Raw genomic sequence first — 14,865 nt, forward strand, 5'->3', positions numbered from 1 at the left:
CTTCTTGGTCGTTTTGGGTTCGCGGCGGCTGACGCCACGCACCGACCGGACACCCGGTGGAGTGCCCCGCCGAGGCGGCTGAGCAGGCCCTGGCCTTGATCGTGGGACGACGGGGCAGGGGTGGCGCGGCTACACAGGCATCCGGCTCGGATCCGTCGTGCACGGGGCGATGCATCGCGCGAACTACCCAGTGATCATCACCCCGGGCGGGTGGGCAAGGGCTGGTCCCTCGTTTCGGGACATCAGTCATACCGGATTCACTGCGGTCAGGCCCTCATGCCCGTCACTCCTGACCCTGACCGGCCGGCGGGCGGAGGACTACGCTGAAGGCTGGGCTGTTTGGCAGAGCCCCTCGACGGCGCCGGAGGTGTCCATGGTCGCGGACGATCCCGACGCGGCTGTGAGCCGCATTCCGCAGCGGAGGTTGGACGCGCTCCAGGCACAGATCACTGACGCGCGCGGTACCCGTGATCGGTTGAACGGGCTGCTCGGGGCGGTCATGTCGGTGGGGCGGGAGCTGGACTTGGCCCAGGCGCTGCGTGGGATCGTGGAGGCAGCAGTGGTCCTCGTCGACGCGGAGTACGGTGCGCTGGGTGTGGTGGGGGACGACCAGGGGCTCATCGAGTTCCTTCCCGTGGGCGTCAGCGACCAGCTCCGGGCACGTATCGGGGACCTTCCCAATGGTCACGGACTGCTGGGCGAGTTGATCAGGCATCCGCGGCCGCTGCGCCTGGAAGACCTCTCGGAGCACGTGGCCTCCGCCGGTTTTCCGGAGCACCACCCGCCGATGCGTTCCTTCCTCGGCGTACCGATCCGGATCGGGGACGAGGTGTTCGGCAACCTCTACCTGACGGAGAAGCGCGGCGGTACGGACTTCAATGCGGAAGACGAAGGAGTCTTGTCGACCCTCGCGGTCGCTGCGGGAGTCGCCGTCGACAACGCCCGCCTGTACGAAAAGGTCCGGCTACGGGAGCGTTGGCTGGCGGCCAGTTCCGACTTCACGAGCGCGCTTTTGTCGGGCGCCTCTGAGATCGAGGTGTTGGAGGGCATGCTGGAGCGGGCCCGGGACATCATCTCGGCCGAGATGTGCGTCTTCTACCAGGTGGGGCCCAGCGGCGAACTGCATGGTTCGCTGGCTCTGGGGGAGGGTGCCGAAGCGCACCGGGGGATCGTCCTGCCGGGCAGCGAGGGGATCCTGGCCGGGCTGGTCACGGCACGTGACGAACTGATCACTCTCGCGGATGTGGCCACCGATGTCCGAGTCGCGGCGCAGCCGGACGTCTGGACGGGCTTCGGGCCGGCCGTGGCCGTCACGGTGGGCACCAGGGCGAAGCTGCGGGGGGTGCTGATGCTGGCACGGCGGACCGGGCGGCGGTTGTTCGCCGCGACCGAGGTCGCGCCCTTGCCCGGCTTTGCCGCGCATGCCGCCCTGGCGCTCGAACTGGCCGACCGGCGCCGGGACACCGAGCAGGTGAGCCTCCTCGCGGACCGCACCAGGATCGCCCGCGACCTGCACGACCTCGCGATCCAGCGCCTCTTCGCGACGGGGATGACCCTGCAGAGTGCCCAGCGCTTCGTGAAGCACCCCGAGGCGTCCGAGCGGCTGAGCCGGTCGATCGACGACCTGGACGAGACGATCAAGATCATCCGTTCGACGATCTTCGGACTCCGCGACCATGAGGCAGCGGGCGGCGCCCCGAGACTCCGGGTCCGCGCGGTACGGGCCGTGGGTGAGGCGGCGGCGGTGCTCGGCTTCGTGCCCGCGCTGCGCATGGAGGGGTTGATCGACACCGACGTGCCGGCCCCGGTCGCCGACGATGTGGCCGCTGTCCTGGGCGAGGCCCTGACCAACGTGGCCCGGCATGCGCGAGCGGCGCGGGCGGAGGTCTCCATCATCCTGGCGGACGGCGTGCTGGGCGTGACGGTGAGCGACGACGGAGTGGGTGTCACGAACGGCGGCCGCCGGAGCGGTCTGCGCAACCTCGCGGAGCGCGCCGAGGCCCGCGGGGGCGTGCTGTCCGTCTCGCCGTGCCCGGACGGTGGCGGAACCCGACTGGACTGGCGGATCCCGCTCCACCCCGACCCTCCCCGGTGAGCGACGGTGTCAGCGGCCGGTTTCGTCGTGCTCGCGCACCTCGGCGGCGATGACCGCCGCTTGCACGCGGCGCTCGACCCCCAGTTTGGCGAGCAAGCGTGAGATGTGGTTCTTGACCGTCTTCTCCGAGAGGAAGAGTCGTTTGCCGATCTGACGGTTGGTGAGGCCCTCGCCAACGAGCTCAAGCACGGCGCGCTCGCGCTCGGAGAGGACCGTCAGCCGCTGGTCCTCGGGCGGCTTCCCGGTGGTGGGGTCCCGTAGCGAACGCATCAGGCGTGCCGTCGTCGCAGGGTCGAGCATCGACTGCCCCGTCGCGACCGTCCGGATGGCGGCGACCAGGTCCGATCCTTTGATCTGCTTCAACACGTACCCGGCGGCACCCGCCATGATCGCGTCGAGCAACGCTTCCTCGTCGTCGAAGGACGTCAGCATGAGACAGGCGAGGTCCGGCATCCGCGAGCGCAACTCCCGGCAGACGGTGATGCCGTCGCTGTCGGGCAGCCTCACGTCGAGCACGGCGACGTCCGGCCTCAGGGCGGGCCCACGGGCAAGGGCCTGCGCGGCCGTCGCCGCATCGCCCACCACCTCGATGTCGGGCTCGGCATCCAGCAGGTCGTGCAGCCCCCTGCGGACGACCTCGTGGTCGTCGAGGAGGAATACCCGGGTGGGGGCCGGGGCGGCAGCTGGTGCATCGGACATCCACGCCACACCTTCAGATCGGATACGTCTGGGGACAATTGTCTCAGATGCCGCTTCCGCTGCCGTGGGGCGCGTACAGGTCCAGGAGCCGGATCTGGGCTGAGACGAGCCGGTGCGCGAGCACCTGCCCCACCCAGTGCCACATCGCGAGGGCGACCGCGGGGTCGGCATCCATCAGCGTGCGCACAGCGGCGGCGTCGAACTCGTCGGTGCGTACGGGCGTCATGGCCTCGGCGCCGAAGTGCCAGGTGTAGGGACGGAACAGCCAGGACCAGCCGACGAGCTCGCCGGGACCGACCGTCTCGACCACGGCTGCCTGCCTGCCGGGCACGTGTACGTCCATGCCGACGCTGCCCGACCGGACGACCCAGAACCGGCCGGCGTGCCCGCCCTGGTTGAACAGACGCGCTCCGGCGGGGAAGTTCGCCTCGTGGGCGAGGTCCAGCAGGCTCTCGCGGTGCTCCGGGGACAGGGCGCGGGTGAAGCGGTCGGGGGAGGAGGTGAGCCGGTGGAGGGAAGAGGTGCTCATGGCGGTTCTCCGTTCGGGTCCGTCTCCACCCTCCGCCGGTGGCGGCGGGCCCGGGAAGGGCCGGTCGGTACCCTCCCCGACCCGGACGGCCCCCGCGTACCGTCCTGGGCGGGCGATCAGTAGGGCCAGGACCAGCCGGCGACCTCCGGCAGGTCGGTTCCGTGGAGGCGGATCCAGTCGTGGTGGCGGATCCGCTGGTCGCACATGCTCTGGCGCAGGATCGCCGCGCGGCCGGCGAGTCCGGGGACGCGGTCGATGACGTCCATGACGAGCCGGTACCGGTCGAGGTCGTTGCGGACGACCATGTCGAAGGCTGTGGTGGTCGTTCCCGACTCCTTGTAGCCGCGGACGTGCAGGTTCGGATGGCCGGTCCGGCGGTACGCGAGGCGGTGGATCAGCCACGGATAGCCGTGATAGGCGAAGACGACCGGCTTGTTGGTGGTGAAGAGCGCGTCGTACTCCGTGTCGGTCATCCCGTGCGGATGCTCTTCCCGTGGCATCAAGCGGGCGATGTCGACGACGTTGACCACGCGCACGGCCAGCTCCGGGAGGTGCCGGCGCAGCAGGTCCGTGGCGGCGAGCACCTCCAGAGTCGGCACGTCCCCGGCGCAGGCCAGCACGACGTCGGGCTCGCGCGTGCCGTCGTCCGTTCCGGCCCACGCCCAGATTCCGGCGCCCCGTGCGACGTGCGTTCGCGCTTCGTCCATGGCCAGCCAGTCGTGGCAGGGTTGTTTGCCGGCGACGATCACGTTCACCCGGTCCCGGCTGCGCAGGGCGTGATCAGCCACCGCGAGCAGGGTGTTGGCATCCGGTGGCAGGTAGACACGTACGACGCCGGGGCTCTTGTTGAGGACGTGGTCGACGAAGCCGGGGTCCTGGTGGGAGAAGCCGTTGCTGTCCTGGCGCCAGACGTGCGAGGTGAGCAGGTAGTTGAGAGAGGCGATCGGCGCGCGCCAGCTCAGCTCCCGGGCGCTCTTCAGCCATTTGATGTGCTGGCCGACCATGGAGTCGACGATGTGGGCGAAGGCTTCGTACGTGGAGAACAGGCCGTGGCGGCCGGTGAGGAGGTACCCCTCCAGCCAGCCCTGGCACACGTGCTCGGAAAGGATCTCCATGACCCGGCCGTCCCGGGACAGGTTCTGGTCGGTGGCCTCCGTCATGCCCTGCCATGCCTTGCCCGTGACGTCGTACAGGTCGTCGAGGTGGTTGCTCGCCGTCTCGTCCGGTCCGACGACCCGGAAGTCCCGCCGCCCGGCCGTGTCCCTCATGACCTGCGCGAGGTAGCGGCCCAGGACGCGGGTCGGCTCGTGCAGGGTGCTTCCGGGCTTTTCCACGGGGACGGCCCACGCGTCGAGCGCGGGCAGCGGGAGTGAGCGCAGCAGCCGGCCGCCGTTGGCGTACGGGCTCGCGCCCAGGCGGCGCTCGCCCTCCGGTACGCATGCCAGCACGGAGGACACCGGACGGCCTTCGGCGCCGAAGAGTTCCTCAGGCCGGTAAGAACGCATCCAGCTCTCCAACTGCATCAGATGGTCGGGGTTCTCGCGGACCCCTGAGAGCGGCACCTGGTGTGCGCGCCAGGTGCCCTCGACGGGTTGCCCGTCGACGGTCGCGGGCCCCGTCCAGCCCTTGGGGGTCCGCAGGACGATCATGGGCCAGCGCGCGCACTCACCGCCCGGATCCGTGCCTGCGGCCCGCGCTCTCTGCTGGATGGAGTGGATGCGGTCGAGGGCCTGGTCCACGGCTCTGGCCATGGCCGGGTGGACGAGGGCGGGGTCGCTGCCGGAGACGTAGAGCGGGTCGTGCCCGTAGCCGCTCAGCAGCGCGTCGAGCTCCGCCTCCGGGATCCGCGACAGCACGGTCGGATTGGCGATCTTGTATCCGTTGAGGTGCAGGACCGGCAGCACAGCGCCGTCGTGGACCGGGTCCAGGAACTTGTTGGAGTGCCAGGAGGCGGCCAGTGGCCCCGTCTCCGCCTCGCCATCGCCGATGACGCAGGCCACCAGCAGGCCGGGATGGTCCAAGGCGGCGCCGTACGCGTGGGCCAGCGAGTAGCCGAGCTCGCCCCCCTCGTGAATGGAGCCCGGCGTTTCCGGCGCGACGTGACTCGGAACGCCGCCGGGGAAGGAGAACTGGCGGAACAGCTTGCGCATCCCGTCCGCGTCTCGGCCGATGTCCGGGTATGCCTCGGTGTACGTTCCCTCCAGCCAGGAGTTGGCGAGCACGGCCGCGCCGCCGTGGCCGGGCCCCCATACGCACAGGGCCTCCAGCGAACGCTCCTTGATCACCCGGTTGAGGTGGGTGTGGACGAAGTTCAGGCCGGGTGAGGTGCCCCAGTGGCCGAGCAGTCTGGGCTTGATGTGCTCCGGGCGCAGTGGTTCCGTGAGCAGTGGGTTGTCCAGGAGGTAGATCTGGCCGATCGCGAGATAGTTCGCGGCGCGCCAGTGCGCGTCCAGCTCCGCGATCCGGTACGTGGTCATGAGTACTCCTTCGAACCGCAGGCCGGGGCACGCGTCGGCTGAGCCGATGCTTGCCACCCTGCTCCCACGGGCCCAGAGGCGGGAAGGGCAGGACCGACCCCTGCATGGGGCCGGTCGGCCCCTTCTGCGCCATCGGCGTGGGGCGGAGTGTGGGCAGCCGGTCGTCCGCCGGTCACGTGCCATGGGGGGCGACCGCGGTCGCCACGGTTGAAGGCGGGCTTCGGCGGTACGCCCAGAACGGCGGCTGGTTTGAGACGATACGGGGGCATTGGACCGGTTCAGGAGCGCTGATCCCTAGGAAGCAGGCCAGGTGAACGGAACCGAGACGCGGCATCATCCGGTTGTCGTCGCACACCGTAAGAGCCGTGGCGCCGATGTCCAGCTGCGTATCGCTGATGCGATCACGAAGTTCGCCGGCTCCATGCCGTTCGTCTATCTCCACGCGGCCGCCTTCACCCTCTGGATGCTGTTCGTAGAGGCCAATCCCTGGCCGATGCTGACGCTCGTCGTCTCCCTGGAGGCGATCTTCCTGTCGACGTTCGTAATGATCGGCCAGAACCGGCAGGCGGCGTTCCAGCAGGCGAAGGCCGACCATGACTTCGTCGAGCAGGAGCTGGAACTCAAGACCAATACGGAACTGACCCGCGCCATCCATGCGATGACCACAGAACTCCACCGACGGCTGGTTCCCGAAACGGACCAGAGGAATGGGCCTCTCGCACAGTGAAGGTGCCCGCGGTCCACATTCCGAGGAACCGGGCCGCACGGGTCGGACGGGCCCTGGGAGTGGACCGTCCGGCCCTGGGCACGCGCCGGCAGCGGGTACAGCCTGAGGTAGACGCCCACTGGACGTTCCTGTACCGGCTCCGAACGGCAAGGGAATGACGATCATGGGAAAGACCGCAGCAGATTCGTACCCGAACAAGGTTCCCGCCGCCCGCGGCGACCTCGGGCGGCGCGTGACCGCCCGCCGAGAAGAGCTGGGAATCACGCGCGAAGAGCTCGCGGAGCGCTGCGGGGCAGCCGCGCCGTACATCGCTTACCTGGAGGAGCGGGCGTCGGCGCCCAGCATGGGCATGCTCGTGGCGCTCGCGGACGGGCTGAGCACGACAGTGGCGGAACTGACCGGTAGGACGATCGACAGTCCCCCTGGGGAGGGGACGGCGATGCGCGATGCGGAGCTGACGGGACTGAGCGAGGCCGAATGTCGCCGCCTGCTCTCCACGCACGGCATCGGCCGGGTCGGGTTCTCCGGCCCGGAAGGACCTGCCGTCTTCCCCGTCAACTACGTCATCATCGGAAGCGAGATCGCGTTCCGGACGGCGGCCTACTCGCGGCTCGCCGAGGCGTCCGGGACCGAGGTCGCTTTCGAAGTGGACCACATAGACGACGCGATGAGAGAGGGGTGGAGCGTCCTGGCCGTCGGCGAGCTGTCCGAAGTCACGGACGAGGCGCGAATCAGTCACCTGCACGCGGTCGCGCGCTCCCTGCCCTGGGCCGGCGGCCCCCGCACACACTGGATGTCCATGACCCCCACCCGGATCACCGGCCGCCGTGTGCAATCCGGGTGAGCGCCCTACGTGCCGTCGTGTTCGACACCGACGGACCACTGCTCGACTCGGCGCCACTGCACGCCGCGGCCTAAAAGCCCGTCTTCGGAAGCTGCCTGGACGCCCGGGCCTTCCTCCGGGAAGGGGCGGCAGCGGACCGTGAGTACCGCCAGTGGGTCGACGGCAAGCCTCGGCTGGACGGGGTGAACTCGTTCCTGAAGTCCCGTGGCATCGAACTGCCGACCGGCAGCCGCGACAGCGAACCGGGCGACGACACGGTCTGGGCGGTCGCGGCGCGCCGCAGCCCTGTACACCTCCCTCGACAGGCCGGCCGGACAGCTCCTGCCGCGCGCATCGAGCCCGTTTCGCGGGCACCCGGAGACCCGGCGCCGCTCGCGGCACAGCACTGGCCTGGAACGCCTCTGGGCGAGGTGAATTGAGCGTCTCGGTGCTACGTCGATCCCGTCCCGTTGCGGGGGATCGAGCCCGTCTCGTTCACGCTCTGCCACCGGGGGCACCGCGGGGTCCGCGTCCGACTGCTCCCCGGCAGGTTCGGCATCACCGTGCCGAATCCTGCCAAGGCCCCCTGGCCCGTGTCCGTGGGGGAGCGGGACTGGGAACGCATGGAACCCGGCTGGTCCGGCCGACTGCCCACCGAATCAGGAGTCGACGATGACTGAGGCCCTCACTGGCCATCTCCCTCCTCAGGGAGGGGTGCCCCCAACCCCGCGCGACCCCAGCGAACCGCTGCCGCTGCTGCGCCGAGAGCTCGACACCGGAACGGACGGGCTGTCAGCCCGGGAGGCCGAACGGCGGCTCGCCGTCTACGGACCCAACGAGGTCCGGCGCAAGGGACACACCTCCTTGGGGCGAGAGCTGGTACGGCAACTGGTGCACCCGCTCGCCCTGCTGCTGTGGGTCGCGGCGGCCATGGCGTTCGTCGCCGACATCCGCGTGCTCGGGATCGCGATCGTCGCCATCGTCCTTGTCAACGCCGCCTTCGCCCTGCTCCAAGAGCGGCAGGCCGAGCAGGCGGTGGAAACCCTCGCCAAGTACCTCCCCGAGCACGCGATGGTAATCCGCGACGGGAAGTCCCGACAGGTCGAAGCCCAAACCCTGGTTCCGGGCGACATCATCGCCCTCGACGAGGGTGACAAAGTGCCCGCCGATGTCCGACTCGTCGACGGCGGCCTCGAAGTCGATCTGTCCATGCTGACGGGGGAGTCCACCCCCGCCCAGCGCATCGCCGGACCAGGGACTCCGGGCTCCACGATGCTGCGTGAACCCAACCTCGTCTTCAGCGGCACGACCTGCACCGCGGGTCAGGCCCGGGCGATGGTCTTCGCCACCGGCGACCACACCGAGCTCGGCCGCATCGCCGCCCTCAGCCAGCGCACGCTACGGGACCCGAGCCCGTTGGAACAGCAGGTCAAGAAGGTCGCCTGGCTCATCGCCGCCGTTGCCGTCGCGATGGGCGCGCTGTTCCTGCTCCTCGGCGTCGCCGTGGGACTGCCGCTGACCGACGCGCTGATGTTCGCCATTGGACTGCTCGTCGCCAACGTGCCCGAAGGACTGCTGCCGACCATCACGCTCGCCCTCGCCGTCGGCGTGCGCCTCCTGGCACGCCAAGGGGCGGTCATCAAACGACTCAGCGCCGTGGAGACCCTGGGATCCACCAACGTCATCTGCACCGACAAGACCGGCACCCTCACCCAGAACAGAATGCGGCTGCAGAGCACGTGGACGCCCACCGGCGGCATGGACCCCAGCCCCGACGCCGTACAACTGGCCGGTACCGCTGCCCTGTGCACCACCGTCACCAGGGACGCCGACGGTCACCTCCACGGTGACCCCACGGAGATCGCACTGGTAGCCGGCGCCGCCGATCGAGGCGCCCCGCTCGACATCAGCGCGCGCGACACGGGCCGCCACACCGTCTTCCGGTTCGACCCCCGGCTGCGCCTCATGTCCGTCGTCCAGCGGGATCCGGCGGACGGTGGCATGCGGCTGATCGTCAAGGGAGCCCCGGAATCGGTCCTGGCCCGCACCCTGGACGCCGCTCAGAACAGCACGGCGCGTGCCGCGGCGGAAGATCTCTCCGGTCAGGGCATGCGCGTGCTCGCCGTCGCCACACGCGAACTGGGCGGCTCCGTGCCGGCGACCCGCCGCGAGGACGCGGAGACGGAGCTGACCCTGCTGGGTCTCGTGGGCCTCTATGATCCCCCGCGGCCCGAAGTCGCCGCCGCGGTACGGCGCTGCCACCAGGCGGGGCTCCTCGTACACATCGTGACCGGCGACAACGGAGCGACCGCCGCCGCCGTGGCCCGAGAGGTCGGCATCGGGGCACCCCGCCTCGTCGTGGTCGCGGAGTCCGAGTCCATCGGCGACCACGACCTCGACCTGCTCCTCGCCGATGGTGACGCCGAGGTCGTCTTTGCCCGCTCCTCACCGGAGACGAAACTGAAGGTGGCGGATGCCCTAAGGGCCCACGGCCAGATCGTCGCGATGACCGGCGACGGCGTCAACGACGCCCCCGCACTGCACCGCGCCCACATCGGCGTGGCTATGGGGCTTTCCGGCACCGACGTCGCCCGCGAAGCATCCACCATGGTGCTGACCGACGACAACTTCGCCACCATCGTCACCGCGATCGAATCCGGCCGCCAAGTCTATGACAACGTAAGAAAGTTCATCGTCTACATCTTCGCCCATCTCACCCCTGAGGTGGTCCCCTTCCTTATCTTCGCACTGTCGGCCGGCTCGATCCCGCTTCCCCTCACCGTCCTGCAGATCCTGGCGATCGACCTCGGAACCGAGACCCTCCCGGCTCTCGCCCTGGGCCGGGAACGCGCGGAGCCGGGCAGCATGAGCCGCCCACCCAGACCGATGTCTCAGGGCGTCATCTCCAAGGACATGCTCATCCGCAGCTGGGGCTACCTCGGCACCGTCTCCGCCGCCCTGGTCATGACCGCGTTCTTCTACGTGTTGTGGCGGGCCGGCTGGCACCCCGGGGATCCCACCGGCCCGGGAGCCCCGTTGCACCACGCGTACGTCACCGCGACGACGGCCACCTTCGCGGGCATCGTCACCTGCCAGGTCGGCACGGCGGTGGCCGCCCGCACCGACCACGCGGCACTGCGCGACATCGGCTTCTTCACCAACCCGCTGCTCCTGGCCGGCATCGCCTTCGAACTCGCCTTCACCGCGGCCCTGGTCTACGTGCCGCCCCTGCAAGGCATCTTCGGCACCGCCGCCCTGCCCCTCGACGTGGTCACCCTCATCGCGGTCTTCCCCGTCCTGGTCTGGGGCACCGACGAACTGCGCCGCCTGAGGCGGCGTACCCGTAAGCCCGCGCACACCTGACACGCAATGGAAACCGGTGGTACGGGGACGGCCAGGGATTGATCCGCGTGGGCGTCTACTCGTGGGCGATGACGGCGACGGGCGCGGCGGCGTGGTGCAGGACCGCGTGCGCGATCGCGCCGATGTGGGTGCCGTAGGCGGACCGTCGGATACGTTTCCCGACCACGACGAGCGCGGCACCTTTGGAGGCGTCCACGAGCTGGATCGCGGACTGGCCGATGCGTACCTCGGGGGTCACGTCCACCGAAGGGTACTTCTCGCACCAGGAGCGGATCATCTCGTCCACAGCCGTGGCGATCCCGTGACCGATCTCCTCCTGGACGGAGGGGCCGAGATCGAAGCCGTAGCCGAGGATCGGCGGCGGAGTCCAGCTGTGGAGCACCCGCAGGACGCACCCACGCCGTGATGCCTCGTCGAAGGCGAAGGAGAGGATCGCGTCGCAGGGGCCCTCCGTGTCCACTCCCGCCACGATCGCACCGTCGATGCGGAAATCTTCGGGAGACGTTGCCGGGCCGTGCGGTGCCCTGACGAGGACGACCGGCTGATCGGCTGCGGCGATGGTACCGGCGCCGACGGACCCGAGGATGAATCCGGCGATGCTGCCGAGCCCTCGGGAGCCCAGCACCAGCATGTCCGAAGAGGCGGCCGCATGGGCCAGGGCCGTGGCCGGAATCCCCGGCAGCCGGCGGGAGGTGATCTCCAGATCCGGATACAGCCGTTTGATCTCCTCGGAAGCCTCGCGCAGCAGTTCGTCCGTCCGGTGGCGCTGGGCCTCGGTGCTCGCGACGGGGAGAGGGGGCCGCTCCAGCCACTCCTCCACGTGGACCAGGGCCAGAGGTACACGTCGGAGGTCGGCTTCGCGCGCGGCCCATCGGGCTGCCGCGACACTCTCCCGCGAGCCGTCGAGGCCGGCGGTGACAAGGTTGGCCATGGTGCCCATCTCCCTCAGTTGCCGTGTGAGTTCCAGACTCCGCCCTCGTAACGTCTTCCGGGAGGGGCCGAGGGGTCCGTTGCGGAGCCGACCGGCCCTTACCGGGCGATGCCCGGGGTGATCGGCTCTTCACCGCCCAGATCGAGCCGCAAGGGTGGGTACTCGTCCGTCATAAGTGCCGCGTACGCGATGACGTGCAGCACCCAGCAGTTGCGTCCGACCACCAGGTTGAGCAGATCCCGCGGGTACGTTCCGGTGAAGGCGAGAGCGACGACCGCGATGAGCGTGAAGGGCGGTAGCGGTCGGTGCCCGGCGCGCCGTAGGCGCAGTACGAGACGCGCCACGACTATCGGAGCGCGCCGACGTTGAAGTATCAACCATGTGGCTTTCTGTGACTGTGCGGCCTGACCGTCCTGCCGCGCGCCCAGGCCGACGCCCGCCACCGCGGTATCCGCTTCGGCCCGTGCGGCGTACGTACACCGCAGGTGAAGAGCCTGTTCACCACGACCGGTACGGACACCCTCCTCGCTGACAGACGGCTGCCGCGTGAGCGCGCGCCGCCGACGCTGCCGGAGCTCTACAAAGCCGGACCCGCGACGAGGACGGCACCCTGACCGCCGAGGTCTCCGAGATCACGACCGGCTCGCCGTGGTCACGGTGACCGGCCGCCTGGACCAGACGTCCGGCTGTGGCTACGAGCTGTCATGGACTACTGCCTTGCCCGCGACCTGCCCACTCTCTCCGGTATCCCGGGCACAGTATCGGCCGCCGAGGCCCCGCCCCCACGCCCGTGCTCCCCCTGCTCGCGGCTGTCGCTCCGCCCCAAACTAAACGGTCCGCGCCGCCGCCAGTCGCTGCGACCGGCCCGATCGAAGCTGACGAGGAGGAACTCGCCAGCCTGCCGATAACGGCAGGCTGACTTGGTGCCGCGGCTGCCGCCGAGTCAGGAATGATCGGGGGATGAGCAAGAGGCGCAGGAACAGGCCGGTGTCCCGGCAGGCGCTGGATGGGCCGCAGGAGGGTCACCGAGGAGCAGCTGCGGAACCTATTCGCCGAGGGAGGCCGGCACCCGTACGCGGAACGTATCGTGGCCGACCGTCTTGCCGCGGGTGACTCACCGAAGGTGGCCCGGCGGGCCGGGGCACTGGGGCGTCGGTTGAGAGTCCCACCGGCCTCGACTTCGTCCTACGGCCGCAGCCGATGATCTACCCTCTGTGGGCGCTGGGGGATGAGGAGACCCGGCTGGTGATCGAGGCCGCGCACGAGTTTCAGAAGATGCAGGGTCCTCGTCGGCCGAAGTCCGCACCGAACGCGACCGTGCCGTGACAGCGTCCGGTCGGCGAGGGTGGCGCAGATGGCAGCCCGGACCGGCATTCCCCGCTTGTCAGCTGAAGACGCCTGGGTTGGGTGCCCATCAGGGCGCCCGGCCGGAGGAGCACTGCCAACCAATAGGTCCCGCGCTCCGGGGTGTGCTAGACAGGTAGTAATCAAAGGGGTATTTTGCAGCAGCTCAAGCTCGGAATCATGTCGCAGACCCGCAAAGAGAACGAGCACCGTCTGCCGATCCACCCGGCGCACTTCGAACGCATCGACGCCGACCTTCAGCCCAGCATCCATCTGCAGACTGGTTACGGAGACCACTTCGGTGTTTCGGACCGTCAGCTTGCACCGTGGGTTGCCGGTTTCCGCTCTCGCGAGGAGCTGATCGCAGAGTGTGACGTCATCCTGCTGGCCAAACCGTTGCACGAAGATCTGGCGGACTTGCGGGACGGGCAGGTGCTGTGGGGGTGGCCGCACTGCGTACAGGACGAGAAGGTCACGCAGGCCGCCATCGACCGCAGGCTCACCGTGATCGCCTTCGAGGCGATGAACCACTGGACCCGGGAGGGTGGATTCAGTCTGCACGTTTTCCACAAGAACAACGAGCTGGCCGGCTACTCGTCGGTGCTGCATGCCATGCAGCTGACCGGGGCGACCGGTGACTACGGGCGTCGGCGGCGTGCGGTTGTGATCGGCTTCGGCGCCACCGCCCGCGGCGCGGTAACCGCGCTCAGCGCGCTGGGCGTTCACGACGTGGACGTGCTGACTGCCCGCGGCATCGCCGCCGTCAGCTCACCGATCCACTCGGCACGGATCGTGCACTTCGACCACGACGTGGCCGACGACACTCTCGACCCTCGGCGCAGCATCGCGCTCACTGAGGACGGCCCGGAGCCGCTGGCCGAGTTCCTCGCCGGGCACGACATCATCGTCAACTGCGTGCTCCAGGACACCGCGGCGCCGCTGATGTTCCTGATAGAGGAGGACCTGCCGAAGCTCGCGCCCAACACCCTCGTCATCGACGTCTCCTGCGACGAGGGCATGGGTTTCGCCTGGGCTCGGCCTACCACCTTCAACGCGCCGATGTTCACCGTCGGCGACCACGTCCACTACTACGCCGTGGACCACAGCCCCTCCTACCTGTGGGATGCGGCCACTTGGGAGAACAGCGAGGCGCTGATCCCGTTCCTGCGGCCGGTCCTCGAAGGGCCGGCCGGCTGGGATGGTGACCGCACGATTCGCCGAGCGATCGAGATCCGCGGCGGCACCGTCCAGAACCCCGCGATCCTCGCCTTCCAGCACCGCGCCGAACAGTACCCGCACGCGCTGCTCTGAACCGCCGCCACCTGGTCGACGGCGTACCCGCGCCGGGTACACCGTCGACCAGAAGCCCCGGCCATCCGTCAGCCGTGGCTCGTACGTCCCCAACTTCCCGGCCCAGAGCCGCACCCGACCCGGACCAGCAGCCACCAGCCGACCCCGACACGCCGCACCTGCCGCTGGAGGAGCGACCCGCCGTCGCGAAGCGCCGGCCCCGCTGGCCTGGCGTGTCCAGGGGGCGACCGGGCCCGGATGTCGCGGCAGCGCGGAGCACGGGGGCGTAGGCCGACCGGCGAGGTGCGTCATGGGAGGTGTGCTGGCCGGGAGCGGCGTGTGCCGGCCGCGACGCTCCGGGGCGCCGGTGACCGGGGACGCCACGAGGAGGCCAGCCGCTCACGGGGTGGCGTCCCAGGTCCAGTCCCGGCTCAAACGGCAGAGGCTTCGGCCGCGCCAAGCTCCCCCTGCTCCGCAAACGCATCCTCCTCAGGGCCGTGCATGCCCTCCACCAGCAGGGACACGGCGTGCGCCGATCGCCCTGCAACTGGGGCCCCTCTGACGGTGTATCAAAGGACCTACTTCGT

At 69.6% G+C, this 14,865-nt stretch carries 11 protein-coding genes; 6 read left to right on the plus strand and 5 right to left on the minus strand.

Annotation, left to right across the window (positions count from 1 at the left end; all coding sequences use genetic code 11):
- Positions 1-373: 373 nt before the first annotated feature.
- Entirely contained in the window at positions 374-2,095 is a 1,722-nt protein-coding gene (locus tag ACFVXJ_RS29105) for a GAF domain-containing protein (RefSeq protein WP_389666195.1), read from the plus strand.
- Positions 2,096-2,104: 9 nt separating this feature from the next.
- Here ACFVXJ_RS29105 and ACFVXJ_RS29110 read toward each other — a convergent pair whose 3' ends face one another.
- From ACFVXJ_RS29110 to ACFVXJ_RS29120, 3 genes are all read right to left on the minus strand, one after another.
- A complete protein-coding gene (locus ACFVXJ_RS29110) occupies positions 2,105-2,794 on the minus strand; it encodes a response regulator transcription factor (RefSeq protein ID WP_361319585.1) in 690 nt (229 codons plus the stop codon).
- 43 nt (positions 2,795-2,837) lie between these two features.
- On the minus strand, positions 2,838-3,323 hold the full coding sequence (locus ACFVXJ_RS29115) for a cyclic nucleotide-binding domain-containing protein (protein WP_361319587.1): 486 nt from the start codon (positions 3,321-3,323) through the stop codon (positions 2,838-2,840).
- Positions 3,324-3,439: 116 nt separating this feature from the next.
- Positions 3,440-5,800: a phosphoketolase gene (locus ACFVXJ_RS29120; protein ID WP_389666197.1), complete on the minus strand. Its 2,361-nt coding sequence runs from the start codon at positions 5,798-5,800 to the stop codon at positions 3,440-3,442.
- A gap of 310 nt (positions 5,801-6,110) precedes the next feature.
- On the opposite strand from ACFVXJ_RS29120, the gene ACFVXJ_RS29125 reads away from it, so the two are divergent.
- The 3 genes from ACFVXJ_RS29125 (at position 6,111) to ACFVXJ_RS29135 (ending at position 10,713) form a co-directional block, all read left to right on the plus strand.
- Positions 6,111-6,527, plus strand: a complete 417-nt coding sequence (locus tag ACFVXJ_RS29125; RefSeq protein ID WP_389666199.1) for a DUF1003 domain-containing protein — start codon at positions 6,111-6,113, stop codon at positions 6,525-6,527.
- Positions 6,528-6,690: 163 nt separating this feature from the next.
- A complete protein-coding gene (locus tag ACFVXJ_RS29130) occupies positions 6,691-7,371 on the plus strand; it encodes a helix-turn-helix domain-containing protein (RefSeq protein ID WP_389666201.1) in 681 nt (226 codons plus the stop codon).
- Positions 7,372-8,064: 693 nt separating this feature from the next.
- Positions 8,065-10,713 (plus strand): cation-translocating P-type ATPase, encoded by a 2,649-nt coding sequence (locus tag ACFVXJ_RS29135; RefSeq protein ID WP_389666202.1) that lies wholly within the window; start codon positions 8,065-8,067, stop codon positions 10,711-10,713.
- A 55-nt stretch (positions 10,714-10,768) separates the two neighbouring features.
- Here ACFVXJ_RS29135 and ACFVXJ_RS29140 read toward each other — a convergent pair whose 3' ends face one another.
- Both ACFVXJ_RS29140 and ACFVXJ_RS29145 read right to left on the minus strand, forming a co-directional pair.
- Positions 10,769-11,644: a universal stress protein gene (locus ACFVXJ_RS29140; RefSeq protein WP_389666204.1), complete on the minus strand. Its 876-nt coding sequence runs from the start codon at positions 11,642-11,644 to the stop codon at positions 10,769-10,771.
- Between the two features lie 98 nt (positions 11,645-11,742).
- Positions 11,743-11,988 (minus strand): hypothetical protein, encoded by a 246-nt coding sequence (locus tag ACFVXJ_RS29145; RefSeq protein ID WP_389666206.1) that lies wholly within the window; start codon positions 11,986-11,988, stop codon positions 11,743-11,745.
- Between the two features lie 856 nt (positions 11,989-12,844).
- Here ACFVXJ_RS29145 and ACFVXJ_RS29150 point away from each other — a divergent pair.
- Positions 12,845-12,970 (plus strand): hypothetical protein, encoded by a 126-nt coding sequence (locus ACFVXJ_RS29150; protein ID WP_389666207.1) that lies wholly within the window; start codon positions 12,845-12,847, stop codon positions 12,968-12,970.
- 174 nt (positions 12,971-13,144) lie between these two features.
- Entirely contained in the window at positions 13,145-14,299 is a 1,155-nt protein-coding gene (locus tag ACFVXJ_RS29155; RefSeq protein ID WP_389666208.1) for a N(5)-(carboxyethyl)ornithine synthase, read from the plus strand.
- Positions 14,300-14,865 lie beyond the last annotated feature (566 nt).

Origin of the sequence: Streptomyces sp. NPDC058279, from assembly GCF_042881255.1 — a bacterium.
Lineage (GTDB): Bacteria > Actinomycetota > Actinomycetes > Streptomycetales > Streptomycetaceae > Streptomyces.

Excerpts from the sequence above, each read along its gene's own strand:
- ACFVXJ_RS29105 (WP_389666195.1), top strand. The coding sequence starts at position 374 with ATGGTCGCGGACGATCCCGACGCGGCTGTGAGCCGCATTCCGCAGCGG.
- ACFVXJ_RS29140 (WP_389666204.1), bottom strand. The coding sequence starts at position 11,644 with ATGGCCAACCTTGTCACCGCCGGCCTCGACGGCTCGCGGGAGAGTGTC.
- ACFVXJ_RS29115 (WP_361319587.1), bottom strand. The coding sequence starts at position 3,323 with ATGAGCACCTCTTCCCTCCACCGGCTCACCTCCTCCCCCGACCGCTTC.
- ACFVXJ_RS29150 (WP_389666207.1), top strand. The coding sequence starts at position 12,845 with ATGATCTACCCTCTGTGGGCGCTGGGGGATGAGGAGACCCGGCTGGTG.
- ACFVXJ_RS29120 (WP_389666197.1), bottom strand. The coding sequence starts at position 5,800 with ATGACCACGTACCGGATCGCGGAGCTGGACGCGCACTGGCGCGCCGCG.
- ACFVXJ_RS29110 (WP_361319585.1), bottom strand. The coding sequence starts at position 2,794 with ATGTCCGATGCACCAGCTGCCGCCCCGGCCCCCACCCGGGTATTCCTC.
- ACFVXJ_RS29130 (WP_389666201.1), top strand. The coding sequence starts at position 6,691 with ATGGGAAAGACCGCAGCAGATTCGTACCCGAACAAGGTTCCCGCCGCC.